This is a genomic window from Natrinema saccharevitans (assembly GCF_001953745.1).
GTDB lineage: Archaea > Halobacteriota > Halobacteria > Halobacteriales > Natrialbaceae > Natrinema > Natrinema saccharevitans.
The window spans coordinates 3,129,797-3,154,058 of sequence record NZ_LWLN01000001.1 but is presented as its reverse complement, the minus strand read 5'-3'; the positions used below and the strand labels follow the sequence as shown (position 1 = coordinate 3,154,058).

At 67.2% G+C, this 24,262-nt stretch carries 21 protein-coding genes; 7 read left to right on the top strand and 14 right to left on the bottom strand.

The window, feature by feature from the left end; translation table 11 throughout:
* Positions 1-16 precede the first annotated feature (16 nt).
* A complete protein-coding gene (locus tag A6E15_RS16010; RefSeq protein ID WP_076147671.1) occupies positions 17-1,600 on the bottom strand; it encodes an ABC transporter substrate-binding protein in 1,584 nt (527 codons plus the stop codon).
* A gap of 329 nt (positions 1,601-1,929) precedes the next feature.
* Here A6E15_RS16010 and A6E15_RS16005 point away from each other — a divergent pair, with 329 nt between their 5' ends.
* The gene (locus tag A6E15_RS16005; RefSeq protein WP_076147670.1) at positions 1,930-2,349 is read left to right on the top strand and encodes a PPC domain-containing DNA-binding protein; all 420 of its coding nucleotides are present in this window, start codon (positions 1,930-1,932) and stop codon (positions 2,347-2,349) included.
* Position 2,350: 1 nt separating this feature from the next.
* Positions 2,351-6,004: a DNA polymerase II large subunit gene (locus A6E15_RS16000; protein ID WP_076147668.1), complete on the top strand. Its 3,654-nt coding sequence runs from the start codon at positions 2,351-2,353 to the stop codon at positions 6,002-6,004.
* A 233-nt stretch (positions 6,005-6,237) separates the two neighbouring features.
* Here A6E15_RS16000 and A6E15_RS15995 read toward each other — a convergent pair whose 3' ends face one another.
* On the bottom strand, positions 6,238-7,149 hold the full coding sequence (locus A6E15_RS15995) for an alpha/beta fold hydrolase (RefSeq protein WP_076147666.1): 912 nt from the start codon (positions 7,147-7,149) through the stop codon (positions 6,238-6,240).
* A gap of 353 nt (positions 7,150-7,502) precedes the next feature.
* Here A6E15_RS15995 and A6E15_RS15990 point away from each other — a divergent pair, with 353 nt between their 5' ends.
* Positions 7,503-7,841 carry a DUF7130 family rubredoxin-like protein gene (locus A6E15_RS15990; protein ID WP_076147664.1) on the top strand — a complete coding sequence of 113 codons (339 nt, stop codon included), beginning with the start codon at positions 7,503-7,505 and terminating at the stop codon, positions 7,839-7,841.
* A 182-nt stretch (positions 7,842-8,023) separates the two neighbouring features.
* Positions 8,024-8,929, top strand: a complete 906-nt coding sequence (locus tag A6E15_RS15985; protein ID WP_076147653.1) for a ketopantoate reductase family protein — start codon at positions 8,024-8,026, stop codon at positions 8,927-8,929.
* Between the two features lie 99 nt (positions 8,930-9,028).
* On the opposite strand, the gene A6E15_RS15980 is transcribed toward A6E15_RS15985, so the two are convergent.
* Entirely contained in the window at positions 9,029-9,391 is a 363-nt protein-coding gene (locus A6E15_RS15980; RefSeq protein WP_076147651.1) for a NifU family protein, read from the bottom strand.
* A gap of 71 nt (positions 9,392-9,462) precedes the next feature.
* Positions 9,463-9,780: a DUF5783 family protein gene (locus A6E15_RS15975; RefSeq protein WP_076147650.1), complete on the bottom strand. Its 318-nt coding sequence runs from the start codon at positions 9,778-9,780 to the stop codon at positions 9,463-9,465.
* Between the two features lie 185 nt (positions 9,781-9,965).
* On the opposite strand from A6E15_RS15975, the gene A6E15_RS15970 reads away from it, so the two are divergent.
* A complete protein-coding gene (locus A6E15_RS15970; RefSeq protein ID WP_076147648.1) occupies positions 9,966-10,355 on the top strand; it encodes a hypothetical protein in 390 nt (129 codons plus the stop codon).
* 30 nt (positions 10,356-10,385) lie between these two features.
* Here A6E15_RS15970 and A6E15_RS15965 read toward each other — a convergent pair whose 3' ends face one another.
* Together A6E15_RS15965 and A6E15_RS15960 are read right to left on the bottom strand one after the other, a co-directional pair.
* Complete coding sequence (locus tag A6E15_RS15965; protein ID WP_076147646.1) at positions 10,386-11,192, bottom strand: DUF7260 family protein; 807 nt, start codon at positions 11,190-11,192, stop codon at positions 10,386-10,388.
* On the bottom strand, positions 11,189-12,112 hold the full coding sequence (locus A6E15_RS15960) for a DUF7551 domain-containing protein (RefSeq protein ID WP_076147644.1): 924 nt from the start codon (positions 12,110-12,112) through the stop codon (positions 11,189-11,191). The genes A6E15_RS15965 and A6E15_RS15960 overlap by 4 nt, the downstream gene beginning before the upstream one ends.
* A 1,093-nt stretch (positions 12,113-13,205) precedes the next feature.
* Here A6E15_RS15960 and A6E15_RS15955 point away from each other — a divergent pair.
* A complete protein-coding gene (locus A6E15_RS15955; RefSeq protein WP_076147643.1) occupies positions 13,206-13,961 on the top strand; it encodes a CehA/McbA family metallohydrolase in 756 nt (251 codons plus the stop codon).
* Positions 13,962-13,963: 2 nt separating this feature from the next.
* On the opposite strand, the gene A6E15_RS15950 is transcribed toward A6E15_RS15955, so the two are convergent.
* The 5 genes from A6E15_RS15950 to hemC form a co-directional block, all read right to left on the bottom strand.
* Positions 13,964-15,445 carry a DHHA1 domain-containing protein gene (locus A6E15_RS15950; protein WP_076147641.1) on the bottom strand — a complete coding sequence of 494 codons (1,482 nt, stop codon included), beginning with the start codon at positions 15,443-15,445 and terminating at the stop codon, positions 13,964-13,966.
* Between the two features lie 68 nt (positions 15,446-15,513).
* A complete protein-coding gene (locus tag A6E15_RS15945) occupies positions 15,514-16,602 on the bottom strand; it encodes a CapA family protein (RefSeq protein ID WP_076147639.1) in 1,089 nt (362 codons plus the stop codon).
* Positions 16,599-17,339: a uroporphyrinogen-III synthase gene (locus A6E15_RS15940; RefSeq protein WP_076147637.1), complete on the bottom strand. Its 741-nt coding sequence runs from the start codon at positions 17,337-17,339 to the stop codon at positions 16,599-16,601. Before A6E15_RS15940 ends, A6E15_RS15945 begins: the two co-directional genes overlap by 4 nt.
* Positions 17,340-17,341: 2 nt before the next feature.
* Positions 17,342-18,151 carry a uroporphyrinogen-III C-methyltransferase gene (gene cobA, locus A6E15_RS15935; protein ID WP_076147635.1) on the bottom strand — a complete coding sequence of 270 codons (810 nt, stop codon included), beginning with the start codon at positions 18,149-18,151 and terminating at the stop codon, positions 17,342-17,344.
* Between the two features lie 14 nt (positions 18,152-18,165).
* Positions 18,166-19,296, bottom strand: a complete 1,131-nt coding sequence (hemC, locus tag A6E15_RS15930; protein WP_076147634.1) for a hydroxymethylbilane synthase — start codon at positions 19,294-19,296, stop codon at positions 18,166-18,168.
* Between the two features lie 184 nt (positions 19,297-19,480).
* Between hemC and A6E15_RS15925 the strand changes: the two genes are divergently transcribed.
* A complete protein-coding gene (locus tag A6E15_RS15925; RefSeq protein ID WP_076147632.1) occupies positions 19,481-19,846 on the top strand; it encodes a group I truncated hemoglobin in 366 nt (121 codons plus the stop codon).
* A gap of 287 nt (positions 19,847-20,133) precedes the next feature.
* On the opposite strand, the gene hemL is transcribed toward A6E15_RS15925, so the two are convergent.
* The 3 genes from hemL to A6E15_RS15910 form a co-directional block, all read right to left on the bottom strand.
* Positions 20,134-21,480 (bottom strand): glutamate-1-semialdehyde 2,1-aminomutase, encoded by a 1,347-nt coding sequence (gene hemL, locus A6E15_RS15920; protein WP_076147630.1) that lies wholly within the window; start codon positions 21,478-21,480, stop codon positions 20,134-20,136.
* Between the two features lie 223 nt (positions 21,481-21,703).
* Positions 21,704-22,291, bottom strand: coding sequence for a PH domain-containing protein (locus A6E15_RS15915; protein ID WP_076147628.1), 588 nt, complete (start codon positions 22,289-22,291; stop codon positions 21,704-21,706).
* A gap of 124 nt (positions 22,292-22,415) precedes the next feature.
* Positions 22,416-24,113 (bottom strand): ammonium transporter, encoded by a 1,698-nt coding sequence (locus A6E15_RS15910; RefSeq protein WP_076147626.1) that lies wholly within the window; start codon positions 24,111-24,113, stop codon positions 22,416-22,418.
* Positions 24,114-24,262 lie beyond the last annotated feature (149 nt).

Here is a 24,262-nt window from a genome sequence, read left to right as displayed (position 1 = left end):
ATCGTCGTCCGTCGGTTCACTCCATCGAGACGTTCGTGTACTCCGCGACGAGGGTCGGATTCCTCGTCACCTCCGGATGCGCCTGGAGGTCCTGGACGTAGTTTCGGGAGGCCATCGTGTTGTCCTGCGTAAACGCCGGTAAGACGGGCAGTTGCTCGACGACCTCTCGGACGACGGGCTCGTAGATGTCGTAGCGCTCCTCCTGGCCCGCCGAGTTGCGTCCCTCGACGATCGCCTCGTGGAAGCCGTCGCTGCCCTCGTAGTAGTGGCCCTGGTTGGTCCCCGCCTGGCTCTCGTGGAGCAGCGGGTAGAGGTAGTAATCGGGGTCGGGACCGCCGGTCCAGCCGAGCAGGTACATCTGGTAGTCGTCGGCGCTCCCGCTGGTGTAGGTGTCGACCAGCGTCGCGAAGTCCAGGACCTGTACGTCCGCGCCGTATCCGATCTCGTCCAGTCGGGTCGCGATCCGCTCGGCCAACTGGGCGCGGATCCCCTCCGGCGTGATGATCGTCGGGGTGAAGTCGTCGGGCGCGTGTTCGTCGAGCAACGACTGGGCCTGTTCCGGATCGTACTCCGGCAGCAGCTCCTGATACTCCGATTCGGGGAATTCCCAGATCCCGTTGACGACCGGCGGGATCGGGCTGTACATCGCCGAACTCACGTTGCCCGCGTTCGAGTCGATGAAGTCCTGCATCGAGAACGAGTGGACGATGCCCCGCCGCACCTCGGGAGTCGTCGTCGGGCCCTCGTTGCAGTTGAAGCCCATGTACATGAACGTCGGACTCTCGGCCGAGTGGAGGGTCACGCCGTCCTCGTTCTCGAGGACGTCCCAGTCGTCGTTCGGAATCCCCGCGATGACGTCGGTGTCGCCTGCTCGGATGTCGGAGACGCGACCCGCGGGGTCCTCGTGGGCGACGAACCGTATCTGTTCGAGATTCGGCTCGAGGTCGCCCCAGTAGTCGTCGTTGCGCTCTAGGTCGACGTACTCGTTTTCCTGCAGGTCGACGAACTCGAACGGGCCGGAGCCGACCGGGTCCGTGTTGAACGCCTCGCGGTCCTCGGTCCGGACGCTCTCGGGGACGACCGTCACGCCCATGGTCGCGAGTTCGAACGGGCCGTAGGGATCCTCGCCGAGGTCGACCTGCAGCTGGTAGTCGTCGATGACCTCCGTACTCTCGATCATGTCGTACTCGGAGGCGTTCTCCGTCTCCTCCTCGACGGGCGCGGTAAAGGAGTGAGCGACGTCTCCGGCGGTCACCTCGTCGCCGTTGTGGAACGTCGCTCCCTCTACCAGTTCGAAGATGTAGCGCGTGCCGTCGCGCTCGACCGTCGGCTCGCCGACCGCGAGTTTCGGCTGTAACTCGAGGCCCTCGTCGTACTCGTAGAGCCCGTCGAAGACGTGCTGAATGACCTGAAAGCTGTACGCGTCGTTCGAGACGACCGGATCGAACTGCTCCTCGCGCGATTGTTCCTGCGTGAAGTGGAACCGATCGCCGTCTCCGGAGCCGCCCCCACCGATACACCCTGCGATCACTGACGCAGCGACGGCGGCCCCGGAACCGAGGAGTCGCCGCCGCGTCGTCGTCGGTTGATTCGGCACCATCTTGATAGACGATAGCTACCACTCTATTTTGGTATCAGCCGTGTAATAGACGCAAACCGGTTGTTACTGAAACATAATGGTCTGATACTCGATTAAATAACTCTCATCTCTGCACAGCATTGCGATTCGCTGGGCAGAGATGGACATTTCTTCGCACCGCATAAATAATAGATATATTATAACTCCTCGAAATAGTTAGCGGATTTACTACAATGCCAACCGACCGGCAGCCGCCGTCTCCCGCGGCCGATCGTGGGCTGTGATGGCTCCCGTCGTCGGGCAGACGGCGACCGGTGGGCTTTTTCTCCCGGCCGTCACAGTAGACGGGTATGAACTATCGCGCCGTCGAGACCACCGACGAGTACGTCGCCCGCCTCGAGACGGGTGCCGACTGGCGGGCCGAGATCGAGTCGCTGGCGGACGCGGTCGCGGCCGAGGCCGGCTGGTTCACCGCGCTCGGCGCGGTCCAGGACGCCGAACTGTGGTTCTACGATCAGGACGCCTGCGAGTACTCCCCGATCGCGTTCGACGAACCGCTCGAGGTCGCCGCCTGTATCGGGAACGTCTCTCGACTCGAGGGCGAGCGGTTCGCCCACACCCACGCCGTCCTCTCGGACGACGAGGGCACCACGTACGCCGGCCACCTGAACGAGGCGACCGTCTGGGCCGGCGAGGTCCACCTTCGCGTCTTCGAGGAGCCCCTCGAGCGCGAGTACGACGAGACCACCGAACTGGACCTCTGGCTCTGACATGCGCGCCGAAGACGAACGGTACTTCGAGCGGCTCGAGGACCAACTCGAGTCGGCCTTCGACGTGGCCGAACGCGCCAAGGAACGGGGCGGCGATCCGAAACCCGAAGTCGAGATTCCGACCGCGCGGGACATGGCCGACCGGGTCGAGAACATCCTCGGGATCGACGGCGTCGCCGAACGCGTCCGCGAACTCGAAGGGGAGATGAGCCGCGAGGAGGCCGCGCTCGAACTCGCCGAGGACTTCGCCGCGGGACGGGTCGGCGACTACGAGACGAAAGCGGGGAAGGTCGAGGGCGCGGTTCGGACCGCGGTCGCCCTGCTGACCGAGGGGGTCGTCGCCGCCCCCATCGAGGGGATCGACAGGGTCGAGATCTTAGAGAACGACGACGGGACGGAGTTCGTCAACGTCTACTACGCCGGCCCCATCCGGTCGGCGGGCGGGACCGCACAGGCGCTGTCGGTCCTCGTCGCCGACTACACCCGCGCGCTCGTCGGCATGGAACAGTACGACGCCCGCGAGGAGGAGGTCGAACGCTACGCCGAGGAGGTCGCCCTCTACGACAAGGAGACCGGGCTCCAGTACACGCCCAAGGACAAGGAGACGAAGTTCATCGCGAAACACATCCCGATCATGCTGGACGGGGAAGCCACCGGTGACGAGGAGGTCTCCGGATTTCGGGATCTCGAGCGGGTCGACACCAACAGCGCCCGCGGCGGGATGTGTCTCGTCCTCGCCGAGGGGATCGCGCTGAAGGCCCCGAAGATCCAGCGCTACACCCGGAACCTGGACGAGATCGACTGGCCGTGGCTGCAGGACCTCATCGACGGCAACTACTACGACGACGAAGGGGAGACGGCGGACGACGGCGCCGACGCCGACGAGGGCGACGGCGAAGCGACGGCCGAGAACGACGGAGACACCGACGCGAGCGAGGACGGCGACGCCGCCGACGTGCCCGAGGGACCGCCCCGCGTCGACACCTCCGAGAAGTTCCTCCGGGACCTGATCGCCGGCCGCCCGGTCTTCTCCCATCCCTGCGCCGAGGGCGGGTTCCGGCTGCGCTACGGTCGCGCACGCAATCACGGCTTCGCGACCGCCGGCGTCCACCCCGCCGCGATGCATCTGGTCGACGACTTCCTCGCGACCGGCACCCAGATCAAGACCGAACGACCCGGCAAGGCCGCCGGCGTCGTCCCCGTCGACTCCATCGAGGGGCCGACGGTCAAACTGGCAAACGGCGACGTCCGCCGGATCGACGACCCCGAGGACGCCCTCGAGATCAGAAACGGCGTCGAGAAGATCCTCGACCTGGGCGAGTACCTCGTCAACTACGGCGAATTCGTCGAGAACAACCATCCGCTGGCCCCCGCATCCTACACTTACGAGTGGTGGGTCCAGGACCTCGAGGCCGCCGGCGCGGACGTTCAGGCCCTCGAGGACGATCCCCGCATCGACCTCGAGTTCCCCGCTCCCGAGGAGGCCCTCGAGTGGGCCACCGAGTACGACGCGCCCCTCCACCCCGAGTACACCTACCTCTGGCACGACCTCTCCGTCGACGCCTTTCGCGACCTCACAGCGGCGGTCGCCGAGGGCCGGATCGAACGCGACGGCGACGGTAGCGTCGACGGGAACGGGGACGACAGCGTCCTCGTCCTCGCGTCCGACGACGGCGTCGCCGACGCCCTCGAGACGATCGTCATCGAACACCGCCAGCGCCACGACGACGACCGCATCGAGATCGACGACTGGCGGCCGTTCGTCCGCTCGGTCGGCTGTGAGCCCCGGCAGGCCGTCGCCGACGGTGCGGCGCTCGAGCCCGACCAGCGGCCCGAGATCGAACTCGAGCGCACCTGGACCGACGGCGACCTTTCCGAGCGCGCCCGGACGTGGGGTCACGAAGCCGAGGGCGACAACGCGATCGAGGCGGTCAACGAGGTCGCCCCCTTCCGGGTCCGGGAACGGGCCCCCACGCGGATCGGCAACCGGATGGGCCGGCCGGAGAAGTCCGAGAGCCGCGATCTGAGCCCGGCGGTTCACACGCTGTTCCCGATCGGCGAGGCCGGCGGCACGCAGCGAAACGTCGCCGACGCCGCCAAACACGCCGAGACGATGTCGGATACTCCCGGCATCGTCGAACTCGAGGTCGGCCGCCAGCGCTGTGAGTCCTGTGGTACCGAAACGTTCAAGAATCGCTGTCCGGATTGCGACGACCGCACGACGCCGGACTATCGCTGTCCCGACTGCGACCAACGGCTCGAGCCCGACGAGGCCGGTCGCGTCGAGTGCGACCACTGCGAGCGCGAGGGCACCTGCGTCGAGACCCGCGAGATCGACGTCAACGACGAGTTCCGGGGCGCCCTCGAGTCGGTCGGCGAACGCGAGAACGCCTTCGAGATCCTCAAAGGCGTCAAAGGGCTGTCCTCGCAGAACAAGGTCCCCGAACCCATCGAGAAGGGAATCCTGCGGGCCAAACACGACGTCTCCGCGTTCAAGGACGGCACCGTCCGCTACGACATGACCGACCTCCCCGTGACCTCGGTCCGGGCCAGCGAACTCGACGTCGACGTCGGCCAGCTCCAGGCGCTGGGGTACGAGGAGGACATCCACGGTGAACCCTTGACCCACGAGGACCAGCTGGTCGAACTCAAGGTTCAGGACATCGTCCTCTCCGACGGCGCGGCCGAGCACATGCTCCAGACCGCCGACTTCATCGACGACCTCTTGGAGCAGTATTATGGGCTCGAGTCCTTCTACGAGTTCGAGGACCGGCAGGACCTGGTCGGCGAACTCGTCTTCGGGATGGCACCGCACACCTCGGCGGCAACTGTCGGGAGAGTGATCGGCTTCACGAGCGCAGCCGTCGGGTACGCTCATCCGTACTTTCACGCCGCCAAGCGGAGGAATTGCGACGGTGACGAAGACTGCGTGATGCTGCTACTTGACGGTTTACTTAACTTTAGCAAGACCTTCCTGCCCGACCAGCGCGGCGGGAAGATGGACGCCCCGCTGGTCATGTCCTCCCGGATCGATCCCTCCGAGATCGACGACGAGGCCCACAACATGGACGTCGTCTCGCAGTATCCCCGCGAGTTCTACCTCGCGACCCGCGAGCAGGCCGACCCCGAGGACGTCGACGTCGAGATCGCCGAGGCGAACCTCGGCACCGACCTCGAGTACACCGGCTTCGAGCACACCCACGACACCACCGACATCGCGATGGGTCCCGACCTCTCGGCGTACAAGACGCTGGGCTCGATGATGGACAAGATGGACGCCCAGCTCGAGCTGTCGCGCAAGCTCGCGGCCGTCGACGAGACCGACGTGGCCGAGCGGGTCATCGAGTACCACTTCCTGCCGGACCTGATCGGGAACCTGCGGGCGTTCTCCAGGCAGGAAACGCGGTGTCTCGACTGCGGCGAGAAGTTCCGGCGGATGCCCCTGACCGGCGACTGTCGCGAGTGCGGCGGCCGGGTCAACCTCACCGTCCACAAGGGCTCGGTCAACAAGTACATGCAGACGGCCATTCAGGTCGCCGACGAGTACGACTGCCGGCCCTACACGAAACAGCGGCTGGAGGTGCTGGAACGGTCGCTCGAGAGCATCTTCGAAAACGACAAGAACAAGCAAAGCGGGATCGAGGACTTCATGTGAAAACCTAAATTTTGCTCTGCGGGCCGCCTTCGGCGGCCCTCGGCAAAATTTAGTATAAAATCACTCCTCCTTCCGTTCGCTCCCGTCGGTCGCTCACATCAGTCGTCGGCCCGCTCGCTCACTCCGTTCGCTCGCGGTCGAAAACGGGTAACAGCCTGCCCTCCCCCGGATCGAACGGTTCGCCGCGGGTGCGGCGAACCGCTCTCTCGGCCGGACGCAAACTGGTCGTAGGATCAATCGCCGCTGGCGCGCGTCACGCCGGGCATTCCTTCCTTGGTGTACTGCGGTTCCGGCGCGTGGCGCGGGTCCGGCAGCCAGTCTTCGAGAATCTCGTTGAACCTGTCGGGTCGCTCTCGCGGCGCCCAGTGGCCGCAGTCCTCGATGACCTCGAGTTCGGCCTCGGGGATTCGCTTGGCGGCCCGCTGGGACCACTCGAGGGGGACCAGCGGGTCCTGTCGGCCGTGGACGAGCAGCGTCGGCACGGAGAGGTCGGGGAGGTCGTCGACGTAGTTCGTCGCGACCCGGCCGTTGAACGAGAGTTCGTTGTCCTGGAACTGTTTGAACGCCTGTATCGAGCCCGGTTCCTGTAACTTCCGTCTGACGTCCGCGACGAAGGGTTCGGGGAGGGCGTCGGCGTCCGCGACGAGGCTGTTCAGCACCAGCCGGACGCTTCGCGGGGACGCGCTGGCCGCGATCTTCCCGAACTCGGTCGCCCCGGGGAACCGAGAGAGGACCTTCCACTGGAGGGCGCTGGGCAGTCGGTCGCCGAGGCCGTAGCTGTCGATCAGCGCCAGTCCCTCGACGCGGTCGGGGTTCGCGAGCGTGTAGCCGAGAGCAACGCCGCCGCCCATCGAGATGCCAGCAAGCGTCACTCGATCGAACGGCAGCGTCTCGAGAAAGCCCTCGAGGACGCCGATGTAGCCGTCGACGGTGTGGGTGACGTCCCCGGAACTGTTCCCGTACTCCGGCCAGTCGATCGCGTAGACGCGGTACTCGTCGGCCAGCGCGTCGATCGCGTGTCGCCAGGAGACGGTCGCGTCGTCGATCCCCGCGCCGTGACAGAGAACGACCGGCGGGCCGTCCGTTCCCGCGCGCCGGTAGGCGATCCGACAGCTGTCGATCGTGGCGACGCCGGTCCCGCTCATGATCGAGTCACGTGTCCGTCGTGAGGGGCCGTGATCATCTCAGCGACCCGGTTGCCCGTGCCGGCCGTGGTCGGCCACTGACCACAGGCGCTGTCAGCGGCCGTTCCCGGGGAGAGAGCGGCGAGTAATCTTCGAGTGAGATGAACTGTCATGCCACGTGTTCGGCACCGGGGATGTATATTGTTTTCTATTATCACGGTATAACTTAACATTCGTGTCTCGTCGCGATACGCGACGCGTCGGTCGCGACCGTCGTTCCGACCGAGGCCGATTCACGGCGTCTCGAGACCACGAACGGCCGCTCGCACAATGCACGCCCCGTCTTTATTCCGGTCGGCGGTGTGGCTCCGGGCATGGTCGAAACCGGTGAGAAGCCCGCGGCGGAAGGCGAGCGAGAGGCGATCGAGGCGGTCGAGAAACTCAACTTCGGACAGCGGGTCTACGACGATGACGGGAACGAAATCGGGACGATTCGGGGGTTCGAACAGAGCGGCTTTTTCGTTACGACCCGCGAGGGCGCGGAGGCGATGAGCGTCGAACACGCCCGCTCGGGCCACGAGTTCGGCGAGGCCGAACTGATGTGGCGCTGCATGGAGTGTGGGGAAATGGGCGAGATCGACGACGGACTCCCCGAGCAGTGCCCGAACTGCAACACCGAGCGGGAGGACCTGATGTACTGGACCGAGGACTGACTCGAGTCGCGTCGATCGGTCGCTTCCCCGGGACCATCCAGATTTAGTATAGCACTATAGAATTTACTAGAGGTGTTGTCTCCGTCTTCGGCGCCGGCGGCAAACTCGTCCACTGTCGCCGAGCGCACTCGAGGCGCCCGTGGGACGAAACCCGTTTATATCCCACCGCGTCACCTCGAGGCATGGATATCGTCGTGTTCGGAGCCGGCAGCCTCGGCAGTCTCGTCGGCGGCCTCCTCGCAGGCGACCACGACGTGACGCTGGTCGCCCGCGAGGATCACGCCCGTGCCGTTCGCGAGTCGGGACTGTCCCTCGAGGGAGCGGTCGACGGGCCCGCCCGCGTCTTCCCGGCGGCGACGACCGACGGCACCGGGCTCGAGGCGGACCTCGCCGTGGTGACGGTCAAGGCCTTCGACACGGAGACGGCAGCTGACCGGCTCGCGACCGGAGCCATCGACGCGGTCCTGTCGCTACAGAACGGCATGGGAAACGAGTCGATCCTCGCCGACCGGCTCGAGGCCCCGGTGCTGGCGGGGACGGCGACCTACGGGGCCGTGCTGCGGGAACCGGGCGTCGTCGCGTGTACCGGCGTCGGCGAGGTGGTACTGGGCGCTCGCGAGGGCGGTCCCTCGTCGCTCGCCGACGCGGTCGGCGATGGATTCCGCTCTGCGGGCATCGAGACGCTCGTCGCCGCGGACATGCCCCGCCGCCTGTGGGAGAAACTCGCGGTCAACGCGGGGATCAACGCCATTACTGCCCTGACCGAGACGGAAAACGGGGCCGTCCTCGACGCCCCTGCGGCCGATCTCGCGCGCGCGGCGAGCCGCGAGACGGCCCGCGTCGCCCGCGCCTGCGACGTGGCGCTCTCGAGCGACGAGGCGGTGGCTGCCATGGAAGCCGTCGCCGAGGCGACGGCCGCGAACACGTCCTCGATGGCCCAAGACGTCCGCGCCGGTCGGCGCACCGAGATCGACGCGATCAACGGCTACGTGGTCGACCGGGCGGTCGATCACGGTCTCTCGGTTCCGACGAACCGGACGTTGGCGGCGCTGGTACGGACGTGGGAACGCGGTCGCGGGTTGCGATAGCGCCGGTCGCTCGGCTTCCTCACGTCCCGCGATCCGCACCGGCAACTCTCGAGGTGGAAATAGCGAAAAACTCGGTTCGAGATTACGCGGGACGGGGAGTTAGAACGGTGCTTCCGGGCCTTCGTCGGCCTCTCCGTCGTCGTCGACGGTTTCGCCGGGGAAGGAGGGGCTCATGCCGCCCATCTCCGCTTCGCCGCCGTCCATGCCGGTGGAGGCGTTGACTTTCTCGATTTCGGGAATCTCCTTGACCATCCGGCTCTTGATCGCCTGGATCGTCATCGGCGAGATACCACAGCCGCTGCAGGCGCCACCGAGGGCGATGCTGACTTCGCCGCTCTCGCGATCGATATCCTGAATCGCCGCGCTGCCGCCGTGCATCTGGATCTGCGGGAAGTTCCGGCGCAGGAAGTTCGTCACGCGGTCCTCGAGGTCGTCCCCGTCGTTCTGGGTCTCGGTGCTCATGGAATGCTCTTGGGTGTCGGCCCCCCTAAACCTTCCGTCCGCCATGTTCGGCTGCCACCGTCGCCGACGGCTTACTCGAACTCGAAGACGCGTCGGAGTTCCGTTTCGATCTCCGCGACGTGTTTCTCGAGGAGCTGTTCGAACCGCTCTTGCTCGACGAGGACGCCGTCGAGTCGGCCGTAGGGGTCGTCCGGGAGTTCGACCCGGAACTCGCCGTCGCCCTCGTAGAAGGGTTCGCTCTCGTTTAAGACCTGCTGGTCGATCGCGTGGACCAGTTCGGAGTCGTAGCTGTCGTTCATCCGGTTGAACGCGTTCTTGTACGCCTGCTGGAGTTCGGGGAAGTAGTTGGCGTACTTGTCCTCGAACTGCTCGGGATCGAACTCGGCCATACTCGACTCGAAGACGAGCGGAGACAAAAGTCGGACGATCGACCCGTTCGCTGCGGCGTTCGTCGCGTGGCCGCCGGCCGGCGAGGACTCGCGACCGACCGCTGACCTGCGGTAGGGGATGCCTACAGAGGTCCCCGCACTCGCAGGCGGAACGAACACCACCGCACTCGGCGATATCAGCGCACATGACCGTCGACCAGGATCCCATTCCCCAGGAGGCCCTGCCGCCCCGCTGGGGCCTCGCGGAACGCTGTGAGGGGCGGTTCGTCTACCGACACGCTCGCCCGCGGATCGACCTGATCGCGGACTGTGTCCCCGCGCGGTCCCATCCGACCCTCGGCCTCTGTCGGCACTGGGAACTTCAGTACCGTTACTTCCTCACCGATCGGTCCATCTCCCGGTCGATCGGGCGCGTCTCGACCCGACGGGCGGCCGTCGACGGCTTGCTCGAGTGCATGTGCCGGGTTCACGAGCGGGTCTCGACCGCAGACGACCCGCTCGCGGTCGGAACCGTTCTCGAGGACGTCTCGCTGGCCGACCTCGTTCCGGATCGATTCTCCGAGTCGCCGCCGTAGCACGGTCCCGCCCGACCGAGACGCGACGGACTAGACGCGTCGGGTCAGGTGTGCCCGGACCGTCCGCTGACAGTCGCCACAGATCCCGTAGAGCCGTGTCGCCGTCGAGAGGAGCGGATGCCGGGCCGGCCGAGCGGAATACACCGACGCGACCACCGTCCGATACCGGGTCCCACCCGGACCGTACCGGTTCGTCGATTCGGTGAACTGCGACTGCCGCCGGACGGTCAGTTCCTCGAGTCGCTCCCGATAGCCCTCGAGCCGGTCGTGTTTCGCCCGCAGGGTCTCGAAATCACACTGTAGTAGCGACTCTTCGGCCGTCGACTGCAGCCACGCCAGGATCTCGTCGACCTCGTCGATCGCCGCGGCGACGGTCTCCCGTTCGGTCTCGAGGGTCTCGCGAACGACCTCGACCTCGCGGCGTCTGGTATCGACCTCCTCGAGGACGGCGCGTTTGAGCGTCGGCGTCCAGCCCGTTTCGGCGGCGAGCGCGACGGCGACGTCCTCGTTCAGTTCGGCGGCGATCGTCTCGACGAGCGGTTCGTCGTCCGCGAGGTCGGCGGTGCTGTGGGGCGCGACCGTCTCGGCGAAGGCCTCGCGAACGGCGACACACCCCGTTCCGTCCGTCGTCGCGCTCGCACCGCCCGCTTCGCCCGCCGTCGTCATCGCCATCGGCGTCGCCGCGGTCGCCCGTCCGCCGCCCGTCGCCGAGGTCGACGCGGAGAGGGCACGGACGCGCCGGGCGAACGTCTCGAAGGCCTCGTCTCGAGCGGCCACCGCCGCCAGCTCCCGGTCCACGCAGTCGGGGGCCCCGTGGAGCGCGGTCGATCCGGTCACGGCCGCTCCCCCCGGGTACAGACGAGCCCCCCCGCCGTCCCCGCGTCGCTCGTGAGGACAAACTCCCAGTCGCCGTCGCCCAGCGCCCGCACGTCGGTGACGGCCGGCGCGTCGGTCGTCCTCGACCGCCGTAGCACGTCGATCCCGATCGGCAGCGTCGGGAACCGCCGGTCGCCACACTCGATGGCGTAGCCGCGCAGCGAGACGGTCCAGACGTCCCGATCCCCGGCCGCGGCCGACTCGCGATCGAGCCCGTACTCCCGGAGCAGCGATAGCGAGTCCAGAAACTCCAGACTCGCCGCGACCGGATCCGAGGCCGACTCGACCGGCGGGAGGTTCGCTGCCGCCGCCTCCAGCACGCGGGTCCGCTCGACCGCCTCGAGGTGGGTCTCTAGCTCCGCGGCCATCGTCTCGAGCAACACCAGACAGAGCGTGTTCGGGTCGGTCGTCGCCTCGGCCGCGGCCAGGTACGTCTCCATGATCGCCCGCTCGGCGGCGTCGTGATCCCGGGCCGACAGCGCTTCGAAGACGGAGCCGGAGACGTCGTGACAGAAGCTGATCAGGGGATCGTCGTCCGCGGGCGCGGCCTCGGTCGCCGACGTCGATGCCGACTCGTCTCCCCGTGGCTCCGCTGTCTCGGGGGCTGGCCTGCTCGCGGTCGTCGTCGAGTCCTCGCCGACCCGTTCCTGGCAGACGACCGGGTCGTAAAACGGGAGCTGTGGGTCGTAACGTCTGAGCGCGGCGCGGTACTGTTCGGTCGCCCGGACGGCGTCGGCCGCGGCGGTCCGCGTCGGGAACCGCTGCCCGGCAACTGGGACGGGTCGTTCCCCGGAGCGGGCACAGACGACGTAGTACTCGCCGTCGTCGCTGGCCAGCCGTTCGATGTGATGGCGAATCTCTCGGAGCGTGGTTCCGACCATGGTTTCCTCCAGTCTCGTCCCCGAGGAGCCGAACTCCGGGCCGTGCGACGGCGGCTCGGACGCCCATCGGCGACGGTGTCGTTGTTATTTAGGCTAACCTAAACAATGATAAGTCCATCGAAATTTAGGCCGGCCTAATCCACGGGTCGAGTCGAGGGTTCGGGGGCACCGACCCGAGCGCCGGTAACAGGTGGTTTCCAGCCGTCGCCCCTCGATTTCGTATATCTGAATATAGTTTATTAGTGGGTGTTTGGATCGCTTTCCGGTCCGTTCGGGTGTAACTCCGCCGGACGAGACGGCGTCTCGCCGGGGCACGCGACCGTTCGCGAGGATAGGCCCACGGACCGACGGACCGTGAGGAACGGCCCGACGTGAGTACGAGGCCCCGATTTGGCCGACAACGGGCGGTCCTCGAGCGCGGGCATCCGTCACGCAGTTCGCGAAGCGACGAAAGCGCCGGTACTGACCGGCCGACGTTCGAGCCGGTCGTCCACGACGCGATCGCTCGGTGCGGTCGCGCGGTGACCGCGCTGCCGTCGCACCGGTTCGGGTCCCGGGTGAGAACGGCGGGGGCGCTGGCTTCACGCAACCCACCGACTGCCCCGTGTCGGCAACGACCGCACGAAACTGACGAGCAACTGGCCCGGCTCCCGGTCGCACGCGGGTTCACGTCGGCCCTCGAGCGAAGCTCACACCTCGAGCGATCGTCGCCTGATACGCCGACGGCCGATCCCGTCGTGCACACGGTGGGTACCGAACCACTGTCGACGAACGCGGACGCGGCGCGGTCGTTCACTCGCGACTCGGTATCGACCACTACGTTTCCCACGGCTGATCGCCGCCGGCCGATCGCCGAAGATCGAGGTGGGCTTTCGGCGGTACAGTCCGCTGGTACCGCGTTTTCACGGGTTCGCTGCCGCGTCGCCGTCCGCGATCAGCACCCCGAGACGTCCCGTCCACACGCTATTAAACCAAATAACGATATATTGAATTGGGCGGCGGCTCGATCGACGCCTCGAGCGTCGCGACACACAGTGTTTATGCTCGGCAACAGGCTATTGGTAGTCGCAACGCGCAGGCCAGTCATCATCCTATGTCCTCTCAGATTCCGTTCGCGATCGACTTTCACGTGCATTCGGACGACTCCTACGACGGCCACGAACCGATCGAACTTATCCTCGAGCAGGCCGCTGATATCGGGCTCGACGGGGTGGTAATCACCGATCACGACGAAATCTCCGAGTCGCGGCGGGCGGCCGACCTCGCGCCCGACTACGGGTTGATCGGCATCCCCGGCGTCGAAGTATCGACGCGACACGGGCATCTGCTGGCGATCGGCGTCGAGGAACGGCCCGATCCCGGCCAGCCGTTCATGGGGACCGTCGAGACCGTCCGCGAGCTGGGCGGGGTCGCGATCGTTCCCCATCCCTTCCAGCGCAGTCGCCACGGCGTCCGCAAGCGCTACATCGAGGACGCCGACGCGATCGAGACCTACAACTCGATGGTCTTTACCGGGTATCGCAACCGTCGGGCCCGCACTTTCGCCAGCCGGCGTGACTACCCCCAGATCGGTGCCAGCGACGCCCACTACCTGCCCAACGTCGGCAAGGCCTACACCGAAGTACTCGTCACGCCCGAGGTCGTGACTCCGACCAAAGCCGACATCGACGGCGACGACCTCGTCGAGGCGATCCTCGAGGGCCGGACCCAGATCCGCGGCAAGCGCACGCCGATCCGGAAAAGCGCCGTCCAGTACGGCAAGGGGGCCGTTCGGAAGGCGACCTACATGTTCACCTCGCGCGCGCCGCTGCTCCCGACGGTGCCGGCCTCGATGGATCGATCGACCTGAATCTAGGACAGTTGCTCGCCGACGATCTCGTCGGCGCGTTCGACGAACGCCCCTTCCTCGCCTTTCGGAACCGTCGCACCGGCCGCCACGTCGTGGCCGCCGCCGTCGCCGCCCACGGCGCGGGAGGCCTCGCCCATCACGACCGAGAGGTCGAGTCCTTGTCGGACCAGCGAGTGGGTCCCTCTGGACGAGACCTTGACTTCCTCGTCGTTCTTGTCCGCGAAGGCGATGATCGGCTTCGAGCGGCTGATCCCCTCGTTGCCCATCGCCATCCCGGCGACGATGCCGACGATGGTCTCGCGGATCTCGTCGTCCGCGTGGAACCACTGGACGTACTCTTCCTGGGTCGCCCCCTCGCGGGTGACCAGATCGATCCCGTTCGAGAGGTTCCGCCGGTGTTCGCGCAGGAGCTGTCGCGCCCGCTCGAGCGCGCCGTCCCGGTCGCCCAGACAGACCCCGAGGCCGACGTCGGCCCGCTCGTAGCGGGCGGTCGCATTGAGGAGCGTCGAGAACTCGCTGGCGTCCCGGAGTTCGGTGCCGACCGGCTCCTCGCACAGGACGTAGGCCGTACTGACGAGTTCGTCGATCTTGTTCGCCGGGACGCCGCTCGAGACGGCCCGCCGGACGAGCGCGCTGGCGACGGTCCGTTTCTCGTCGTTCGAGAGATCGGCCCACGTGCGCCACTCGCCGTCGCGTTTCAGTTCGAGGTCCAGCCCGTCGAGAAAGCGCAGCGCCCCGTTCTCGTCGTTCGAGATCCCGGGGATGTGAACGTCCGTGGCGTACTCGAGCAGCTTCGGGAGCGGCCGAGTCTGTTTGCCGTAGAGCGCGAGGTCCTTGCCCGTCTCGAGGACGCCGGCGTCGACGCCCTCCTCGACGATGGCCGCGTTCGCGCCGTGGAGCTGGCCGCTGGTGGCCTGCATGTCGCCGACCGCACCGACGACGGCGAGGGCGGCGAGATCGCGGTTGTCCGCGCGGGCGTTGGCTCCGGAGGTGGTGACGGTCCCTCCATCCGCCGCGACCGCCGAATCGGACCCGTCGTCCGCTACGTCCGCGAGCGCCCGCGCGAGGACGTAGCTCGCGCCGGCCCCCGACAGCTCCGACGCGCCGTCGATCCCGAACAGGAGCGGGTTGAGGTGGTACTCGGTGTTCCGATCGGCGGGCTGGTGGTGATCGGCGATCACGGGCGTGAACTCGCCGGCGTCCTCGTGGTCGCCGATGCTGTCGAGTTGGCCGCTCCCGAAGTCGGTAAAGAGGACGGTGTCGTACTCGGTCGCCGCGATCGCGGCGATCGCCTCGTCGTCGAGCTGTTTCTCGAAGACCGCCTCGAAGGGGATCCCCGCCCGTTCGAGGGCCTGTGCGGCGATCGCGGCACTGGTTAGTCCGTCGGCGTCGATATGTGAGGCGAGCAACACGCTGTCGGCCGCACACAGCCGCTCGGCACACGCGACCGCACGATCCTCGAGGTCGGGAACCGGCCCTGCCATCGACACACTGTGGGTCGGCTTCGCTCATAAACCCGCGGATCGCCGGAAGCGAACGGTTGCCGACGCACCTACAGCGAGAGAACGAGATCCCTGCCGTCGCGGTCGTACTCGGTTCCGAACGGCGCGGAGCGGTCGCGCATCGTCTCCCGGAGCCACGCCGCCTCGTCTTCGTCGGCCGGCGTGACCGTCTCGTCGTCGATGACGGCGGGGACGAGGCGCAGTTCCGCCGGACTCTCGCCCTCGAGGCCGAGTTCGAAGAGGACGGTGCGGTCGTTTCGCAGGTCCTCCTTGATCACGTAGTCGTCGACGATGTCGCCGGTATCGTGGAGGACGAGGCCGTCGCCGTAGCGTTCGACCCCCTGGACGACGTGGGCGCTGTGGCCGTGGACGAGGTCGACCCCCCGATCGATCAGCCAGTGGCCGAACGCCCGCAGGTCGTCGTCGGGGTACTCGACCCAGTTCGGGCCCCAGTGGACCGACGCGACCAGCAGGTCCGGCTCGGTCGCTTTCGCGCGCTCGAGGGACTCGCCGACGAGTCGTCGGCTCTCGGCCGACTCGGGGTCGAACTCGACGTAGGCCGTTCCGGGGCGGTCCGCGGTCGCGCCGTACTCGGCGTAGTGGTCGGCGACGGAGACGACCGCGACGTCGACGTCACCGATCGAAACCGTCGCGGGCGCGCGGGCCGCCGTCGGCGTCTCGCCGGCCCCCGCGAATCCCATCCCCGCGTCCTCGAGGGCGTCGACGGTGTCCAGAAGCGCGGTCGGCCCGAAATCGAGGGCGTGGTTGTTCGCCAGCGACGCGAACCGGACGTTGCCGGCCTCGAGCGCGGGAACGGCCCACGCGGGATCGGCCCGAAAGTAGTAGGTCCGGTCGGGGAACCGCCGGCCCCGCGTCGACAGGCAACACTCGAGGTTACAGCAGACGCCGTCCAGCGACTGCAGTCGGGGCCGGAGGTCGCCCCAGACGGCGGCAGGGTCGACGCCGGCCCGCCCGTAGCGGTCGTCGACGTTGCGGCCGAGCATCGCGTCGCCGACGAACCCGATCGTCGTCTCGTGGCGCTCGTGGTCCGCGACGGCGGTCGGCTCGACCGCGGGCGCGGCACAGCCGCCAAGCGCCGCGGCACCTGCGGTCGCGAGAAACGCCCGCCGGCCGGTCATTCGCCGTCGGTCGCCGCGTCGACGGTCTCCGCGGCCAGTCGATCGAAGGTCGCTTCGCTCGCGACCAGATCGACGTCGATGCCCCGCTCGGCGGCCGTCTCGGCCGTCGGCTCGCCGATGACGCCGACGACGGCGTCCGTGAGCCCCTCGAGCGCCGCCTCGCGGACGCTCCGCTGGGCCGCGGCCTCGAGGAAGTGGTCGACGGTCAGCGACGAGGTGAAACAGGCGGCGTCGAGCTCGCCCGCCGCGGCCATCGCGGCCGACTCGCCGCTTCCCTCGGGCCGGACGAGCCGGTAGAGGATCGTCTCGTGGACGTACGCGCCCGCGTCCGCGAGCCCGTCGAGCAACACCGGGCTGCCGTGGTCGCTGCGGGCGACCTCGACGCGCGCGCCGTCGACGGCGTCCGAAAGCGCTGCGACCAGCCCGCTCGAGGTGAACTCCTCGGGGACGAGATCGACCGCGTACCCCTCCGCGCGGAGCGCGTCGGCCGTCGCCGGGCCGATGGCACAGACGGTCTCGTCGCCGGGTACCCAGCCCGCTTCGGAGACCAGTTCCGCGCCGGTCTTGCTCGTGAAGACGACGTAGTCCGAATCGGTCCGCGGGACGGCGTCGGTCGCCTCGACCGCGAGCATCGGGTCCGGAACCGGCTCCGCGCCGAGGTCCGCGAGCAGTTCGGCGGCCCGCTCGAGGCGGTCGTCGTCGGGCCGAAAGACGGCGACGGTGGGCGTCTCGCTCATCGTTACGCCCCTCCGTCGGCGCCGTCGTCGGTCGCGCCGTAGTCGTGCTGCAGGAACTCGACGACCGATTCCCGCGTCCCCGCCACGTCGCCGATCACCGTCACGGCCGGCGGCTCGATCCCCGCCTCGTCGCGGGCGTCGACGATCGTCTCGAGGGTGCCCGTCGCGACCTGCTGGCCGGGCCAGGTACCCCGTTCGACGAGCGCGACCGGCGTCTCGGGGGCCATTCCGGCCTCGAGCAGCGCCGTCGTGTAGTCCGGCAGGCGGCCGACGCCCATCAGGACGACGATGGTGCCGCCGGTGGCGGCGAGTGCCTCCCAGTCGACGGCCGACTCCTCCTTCGTAGGGTCCTCGTGGCCCGTGACGAACGAGACTGAGGAGGCGTGATCGCGGTGGGTGACCGGAATCCCCGCGACGGCGGGCGCGGCGATGGCCGAGGTGACCGCGGGGACGACCTCGAAGGGGATCCCGTGGGCCGCGAGATACGCGGCTTCCTCGCCGCCGCGGCCGAAGACGAACGAGTCGCCGCCTTTCAGTCGGACGACGCTTTTGCCCTCGCGGGCGAGTTCGACCAGCCGCTCGTTGATCTCGGACTGGGGCGTGCGTTCGCCGCCGGCGCGTTTCCCCACGTCCTCGCGGCGGTCCTCGGGGAGCCGATCGATGATCTCGGGGCCGGGTAGCTTGTCGTGGAGGACGACATCGCACTCCTCGAGTAGCCGCTTCGCTTTCACGGTCAACAGGTCGGGATCGCCGGGGCCGCTGCCGACGAGGTAGACGGTGCCGGGCTCGGCGTCGGTTCGGGTGTCGGACATTCGGTATTCCCTCGCTATTTCCCCTCGGGCTTATCTCCCTCGGAGACGCCTTCGTCGGCGTCCTCCCGGGCCCCTTCGATCAGTTCTGCGGCCCCGCGGTCGGCGAGGTCCCGGGCGAACTCCCGGGCGGCCTCGGCGTGGCTGTCGACGGGCAGGTCGCGGCTCCCGGTCACCGACTCGTCGCCGTCCCGGTCGAAGACGGTGACGGTCGCGTGGATGTGTTCCCCCTGAAGGACCGCGTAGATGCCAATCGGCGCGATACAGCCGCCGCCCAACTCCGCCAGGATCGTCCGCTCGACGGTCGTCTCGACGCGGCTCCGCGGGTGATCGATCGCACTCTTGATATCGCGTGCGGTCTCGCCGTCCGGAGCGGTCACCGCCAGCGCCCCCTGTCCCGGTGCGGGGACGAACGTGTCGGTCGCCAGCTCCTGATAGTCCACGTAGTGGGCGAGCCCGCTGCGCTCGAGGCCCGCCTGCGCCAGCACGATGGCGTCGTACTCCGTCTCGACCTCCCGACCCAGCGCCTGACGCTCGAGTTCCGAGAGGTCGTCGAACCACTCGTCGGTGGTGCGGTCGTACTCGGCCTCGAAATCGTCGTCGCCGGTATTCCCCTTCCGCTCTTTGTCGGCCTCGGACCGCTCCTGATGTTCCGCCTGCAGCGACGGGGCCAACAGCTTCTCGAGGCGCGTGTCGACGTTGCCCCGCAGCGGCTCGACCGTGAGATCGTCCCGCTCCGAGAGCAGTTGCGCGCGCCGGCGGAGACTCGAGGTGCCGACGGTCGCGCCCGCCGGCAACTCCTCGAGAGTCGAGCCGTCGGGCGTGACGAGGACGTCGCCCGGTCGTCCGCGCTCTGGAATCCCGGCGGTCACCAGTTCCGCGGGCTGTTCGGTGGGCATGTCCTTCATCGAGTGGATCGCCCCGTCGAGATCGCCCTCGAGGACCCGTTCGTCGAGTTCGCGGACGAACGCACCCGTCTTGCCGAGCCGGTGAATCAGTTCGTCTCTGATCTGGTCCCCCGTCGTTTCGACCGTGACGAGTTCCACCTCGTACCGGCGGTCTTCCAGGGCCTCCGTGACGAGCGAGGCCTGTCGCCGGGCGAGAGCGGATCCCCTCGTCGCCAGTCGCAACGTCCCGCGTGTTCTCATAGGCGTCAGTCCGAGCCTCGAGTATGAAAAGCGCACGCTTGTCCGACGCGCGGCGGATCGGCCTCGGACCGGTCGATCGAGAACCGATCTGCTCCCTTTATGTGTTTGACAACCACACGCAATATTTTTCCTACAACGTGTTCGGACCGGAGCTTATCCATTTCAAGTGGGTACATATGACCCAATGACAGACTCGCTCTACGAGCGACTCGGTGGTGACGACGCGATCACGGCCGTCGTCGACGAATTCTACGACCGCGTCATGGCGGACAAACAGGTCGCGGAGTACTTCGACGACGTCGACATGCAGAAACAGCGCGCCCATCAGGCCCAGTTCATCAGTTCGGTCACCGGCGGCCCCGTCGAGTACACCGGCGAGGAGATGGCGGCCGCTCACGCGGACATGGACATCACGCCGTCGGACTTCGGGGCGATCGCGACCCACTTAGACGACGCGCTCGCCGAGTTCGACGTCGACGAGGACGATCGCGAGGCCGTCCTCGACGAGATCGCGAACTATCGGGACGCGATCGTCACGGCCGCTGACTGAACCGCCGCTCGGACCCACCGTGTGATGGGACAGCGACAGCCGACGAGTCGAGCAGTCACGTCATCGCCGATCGGATCTTTGCCGATAGCGATCTCGTCGACCCGATCAGCGACGACGACTGAGACGGATTATTGTCGCTGTTTACCGGTGTCCCCGCAGGACGGTCGCGGGGACACCGGTACTGAGTGCCAGCAGACCGTATAATACGGATTCTTGTCACCGTTTTTCGGCACACTGATACTGACTGATAGGAGACCGTCTCAGCGATCGAGTCCGCGACGGGCTGTCTACAGCGCTTCCTTGTACGCCTCGAGGGTCCGCTCGACGTCGTCTTCGGTGTGGCCGTAGCTGACGAACTGACACTCGAACTGGTTCTGCGAGAGGAACACGCCCTCGTCTTTCATTTGGCCCCAGAAGACGCGCCGCCAGCGCTCGGTCTCGGCGTTTTTGACGTCGGCGGCGTGTTTCGGACAGTAGTCGTAGCGCGGACAGGTCGGATCCTGTCGGCAGCCGGCCGAACACTGCTCCTCGAGCGAGTTCGGACCGGGTCCTTCGCGGGTGAATATCACCTTGAACATGCTGTCGGTGCCGGTGACGGTGTAGCTCGGTGCCTGGTCGGCGAGGATGTCCGTCAGGCCGCTGCGAAGTTCGTCGCCGAGGCCGTTGACGTGGTCGTAGACGTCGTTTGCCGCGGCAAATTGCAGGGTCTCGAGGCCGGCGGCCATCGTGACGGGGTGGCCCGAGAAGGTCCCGGCCTGGAAGACGTCGCCGGAGGGCGTGAAGTTCTCGACGATTTCGGCGCGGCCGCCGATGGCACCGACGGGGAAGCCGCCGCCGATGATCTTGCCGAACGTGGTCAGGTCGGGCGTGACGCCGAACTCGCTTTGGGCACAGCCCAGACCGCCGACGCGGAAGCCGGTGATCACTTCGTCGAAGATCAGCAAGGAGCCGTGGTCGTCGGTGATCTCTCGGAGGAACTCGTGGTACCCGTCTTCGGGGTAGACGATGCCGTAGTTTCCGAGGATGGGTTCGGTGAGGACCGCCGCGATGTCGTCACCGTGTTCCTCGAAGACTTCTCGCACCGCGTCCTCGTCGTTGAACGGCACCGGGAGGGTGTGTTCGGCAAAGGACTGCGGGATCCCGGCCGAGGAGGGCCGGGGGTTCTCGGCGTCGCCCTCGACCAGCGTCGACTCCTGTGCGCCGTGGTAGCCGCCCTGCATGACGACGATCTTGTTCCGGCCGGTGTAGCCCCGCGCGAGCCGCACCGCGGACGTAGTCGCCTCGGTTCCCGAATTGACGAACCGGATCTTCTCGACGCTTGGCACGTGGCGGACGACGAACTCCGCGAGGTCGACCTCGATCTCGGTCGGGGTGCCGTACATCGGCCCCTCGCTGGCCTTCTGCTGGACGCTCGCCTGGACGGGGTCGGGAAGGTCGTGGCCCAAAAGCAGCGGGCCCAGTCCCATCACCCAGTCGATGTAGCGGTTGCCGTCGGCGTCGATGACGTGGCCGCCCTCGCCTTTCCGGACGAAAAACGGGTACGGTTCGATCGCCGCGCGAACTGCGGAGTTGACGCCGCCGGGCAGCACCGACAGCGCCCGGTCGTACAGGTCACGCGAGTTGTCGTCGCTCATATTCCTGCCTTGGCAACCCGACGGGAAAGTAGTACCGAGGTTGCCTCGAGGGCGGTCCCGAACCCCCGATTCGGACGGCTACTGTCCGTCGATTTCGGTGCGATCGCGACCCGTCGTCCGCCGCCGGGACGACGGCCCGCCTCGGACGGTCTCCTGGCAGTCAGTACCGGTGGGGCCGCCGGACGGTCGCGGTTCCACCAGTGTATCGGGACAGCACCCCGTCTCAGTAGTCGCCGGCCTTCCGCTCGGACTGGCGCTGTCGGATCGTGTTCGCCACGTCGTCGTAGTTCGGCACGCCCGAGAGCGTCAGCGCGGTCGTTCGGCTGAATCCCTGCGTGAACCCCTGCGGGATCACCGCGTGCGAGACGGCGATCGTGCCGAATCCCCGGTCGCGACTGAAGGCGGTCGCACTCGTCTGTAGCCCGCGGATGTCTTCCATCCACGTCTCGGTGATTTTCCTGGCGGTAAAGCCCGCGATTACGACGATCCGACGATCAGTGACGAGATAGCGGACTCGATTCCGTCGGTACCAGATGTAGCCCCCGATCACGAGCGCCGTGACGACCCCGAGCAACGCCGCTGCCGTACTCCCAACTGCGAGGCCGACTACCCCGACCAGGCCGGCCAGTCCGCCGACGACGGCGTGGGCGATCCAGTTCCACCACGTCGGCTGCGCGTCGACGAGGACCTCCTCGCCCTCGAGGGGCGAGAGCGCGCTGGTCGATTCGACCCGATCCGAGCGGTCCGGATCGCGACCGACCGCTTCGGTTTCGTCGTACGCTACGTCCGACCCGTCGCGTTGCTGACTCATTCACGATGCGTCTCGTCGGCAGCTAAATGAGTGTACTGGTCGGTTCGCTCGAGGCGTCACGCGAGCGTTCGAGTGACACGCGAGGAGAAAACGCAGAGTCAGTAAAAGGGAGGTGTGACCGCGATCAGACGGCGTCTCGCCCGGTCTTACCGGTCCGGATCTGGGTCGCGCCCTCGACGGGCATGACGAAGATCTTGCCGTCGCCGGGTTCGCCGGTTTCCGCGCCCTCGCGGATGGCGTCGACGACCTCCCCGGCGGGGATGTCGGCGACGACGCACTCGATCTTGACCTTCTGGTGGAGGTCGACCGTGTACTCCTCGCCGCGCCACTGCCCTTTCTTGGCGGGCTGGGAGCCCCGTCCGGAGACGTTGGTGACCGTCAGCGACGGTGCGCCGGCTTCGGCCAGCGACTGCTTGATCGCTCCGAGACGGTCGGGACGGACGATCGCGGTGACCATCTTGATCTCGCCGTCGTTGGGTTCGCCCCCGTCGGCGCGGATGATCTCGTCGCCGCCGTCGGTACGGAGTTCCGACGAGGATCGCCCCGCTCCGCTCGGCTCACCGCCGTCGGTGGCGACGTCGGGCTGGCCGAATTCGGGGTAGGTGTCGACGCCGTGTTCGGAGACGTCGAGCCCGTCGCGTTCGTGTTCCGGCGAGACGCGAGCCTGACCGGCGGCCTTGAACGCGTACCAGATGACTGCGGTCGCGGCGACCGTCCAGGCGCTGATGACGGCGACCCCGAGGACCTGTGCGACGAAGGCGTTCGCGATGCTATCGACGACGCCCGGGGCGGCGACGAAGGGGAACAGCACCGTCCCGAGGATCCCGGCGGAGCCGTGGACGGGGAACACCGCACAGACGTCGTCGATCTTCAGGTACTGCTCGACGAACTCGAAGACGACCGGGAGCTGTGCGCCGGCGAGGCCGCCGACGACGAACGCGCCCCACCACGCGGTGGTGTCGGGAATCGCGGTGATCGCGGCCAGGCCGGCCAGGAGACCGTTGGCGACGTACAGCGTGTCGACTTTGCCGGTCTTGAGCCACGCGACGAGGCCGGCCCCCATCGCACCGCAGGCCATCGCGATCGTCGTCGTCAGCGCGACGCGACCGAGTTGATCACCGAGGAACGCGCCCTCGCCGATGATCGCCGACGTACCGACGTTGAATCCGTACCAGCCGAAGGCGAGGACCAGCGTCCCGAGTACGGCGAAGGTCAGCGAGTGCCCGGGAATGACGTTTGCGCTCCCGTCGCTGTTGTATCGATCCATGCGCGGCCCCAGCACCCACGCAGCGGTGAGGCCAGCGACACCGCCCATCCCGTGGACGATCGTCCCGCCCGCGAAGTCGTGGAACAGGACGCCGCTGTACGCGAGGTGTTCGCCGGCCCACGTGAGACCGGTGACGACCGGGTAGATGACCGCCGCCAGTAGGAACGTGTAGCTGACGTACGCGCGGAGTTTCGCACGACCGGCGACGGCTCCCGAAACGATCGTCGCCGCGGTCATCGCGAAGACCGCACCGTACAGCCAGTCGAGCCAGCCCGCAGCATCGCCTTGGAAGGCGGGCGCGAAGCCGTCACCGGCGACGACGCCCTCGACGCCCACGCCGATGAGGAAAAACACCGTCACGCCGACCGACCAGGTCAGCAGGTTCTTCGTCAGCTGGTTCGCGACGTTCTTCGAGCGCACCTGCCCCGCCTCGAGCATGGCGAAACCGGCGTGCATGAAGAAGATCAGGAACGTGGCGACCAGGATCCACACGTAGTTGATCGAGTCGATCAACATCTCGATCTCGGTCTCGCTCTGCAGGAGCGTCGGTTCCATCAGACGCCCACCTCCGTTTTCCACGTATCGTTGCGTTCGTCGACCAAACGATCGTCTGCTTCCAATGCAATCACGTCCATGTTTGACCTCTTAATCACGTTTGAATTCGTTGCTCCTACATTATTTAAGGGTTAGCGTTGACAAATAGC

Bases quoted from the DNA above. Each gene is read 5' to 3' on its own strand.
- A6E15_RS15985 (WP_076147653.1), top strand. From the start codon at position 8,024: ATGGATATCGTCGTGTTCGGAGCCGGCAGCCTCGGCAGTCTCGTCGGC.
- A6E15_RS15975 (WP_076147650.1), bottom strand. From the start codon at position 9,780: ATGGCCGAGTTCGATCCCGAGCAGTTCGAGGACAAGTACGCCAACTAC.
- A6E15_RS15940 (WP_076147637.1), bottom strand. From the start codon at position 17,339: ATGAGCGAGACGCCCACCGTCGCCGTCTTTCGGCCCGACGACGACCGC.
- A6E15_RS15960 (WP_076147644.1), bottom strand. From the start codon at position 12,112: ATGGTCGGAACCACGCTCCGAGAGATTCGCCATCACATCGAACGGCTG.
- A6E15_RS15955 (WP_076147643.1), top strand. From the start codon at position 13,206: ATGTCCTCTCAGATTCCGTTCGCGATCGACTTTCACGTGCATTCGGAC.
- A6E15_RS15970 (WP_076147648.1), top strand. From the start codon at position 9,966: ATGACCGTCGACCAGGATCCCATTCCCCAGGAGGCCCTGCCGCCCCGC.
- A6E15_RS16000 (WP_076147668.1), top strand. From the start codon at position 2,351: ATGCGCGCCGAAGACGAACGGTACTTCGAGCGGCTCGAGGACCAACTC.
- A6E15_RS15945 (WP_076147639.1), bottom strand. From the start codon at position 16,602: ATGACCGGCCGGCGGGCGTTTCTCGCGACCGCAGGTGCCGCGGCGCTT.
- hemC (WP_076147634.1), bottom strand. From the start codon at position 19,296: ATGAGAACACGCGGGACGTTGCGACTGGCGACGAGGGGATCCGCTCTC.
- A6E15_RS15950 (WP_076147641.1), bottom strand. From the start codon at position 15,445: ATGGCAGGGCCGGTTCCCGACCTCGAGGATCGTGCGGTCGCGTGTGCC.
- A6E15_RS16005 (WP_076147670.1), top strand. From the start codon at position 1,930: ATGAACTATCGCGCCGTCGAGACCACCGACGAGTACGTCGCCCGCCTC.
- A6E15_RS15925 (WP_076147632.1), top strand. From the start codon at position 19,481: ATGACAGACTCGCTCTACGAGCGACTCGGTGGTGACGACGCGATCACG.
- A6E15_RS15995 (WP_076147666.1), bottom strand. From the start codon at position 7,149: ATGAGCGGGACCGGCGTCGCCACGATCGACAGCTGTCGGATCGCCTAC.
- cobA (WP_076147635.1), bottom strand. From the start codon at position 18,151: ATGTCCGACACCCGAACCGACGCCGAGCCCGGCACCGTCTACCTCGTC.
- A6E15_RS15980 (WP_076147651.1), bottom strand. From the start codon at position 9,391: ATGAGCACCGAGACCCAGAACGACGGGGACGACCTCGAGGACCGCGTG.
- hemL (WP_076147630.1), bottom strand. From the start codon at position 21,480: ATGAGCGACGACAACTCGCGTGACCTGTACGACCGGGCGCTGTCGGTG.
- A6E15_RS15990 (WP_076147664.1), top strand. From the start codon at position 7,503: ATGGTCGAAACCGGTGAGAAGCCCGCGGCGGAAGGCGAGCGAGAGGCG.
- A6E15_RS16010 (WP_076147671.1), bottom strand. From the start codon at position 1,600: ATGGTGCCGAATCAACCGACGACGACGCGGCGGCGACTCCTCGGTTCC.
- A6E15_RS15910 (WP_076147626.1), bottom strand. From the start codon at position 24,113: ATGGAACCGACGCTCCTGCAGAGCGAGACCGAGATCGAGATGTTGATC.
- A6E15_RS15915 (WP_076147628.1), bottom strand. From the start codon at position 22,291: ATGAGTCAGCAACGCGACGGGTCGGACGTAGCGTACGACGAAACCGAA.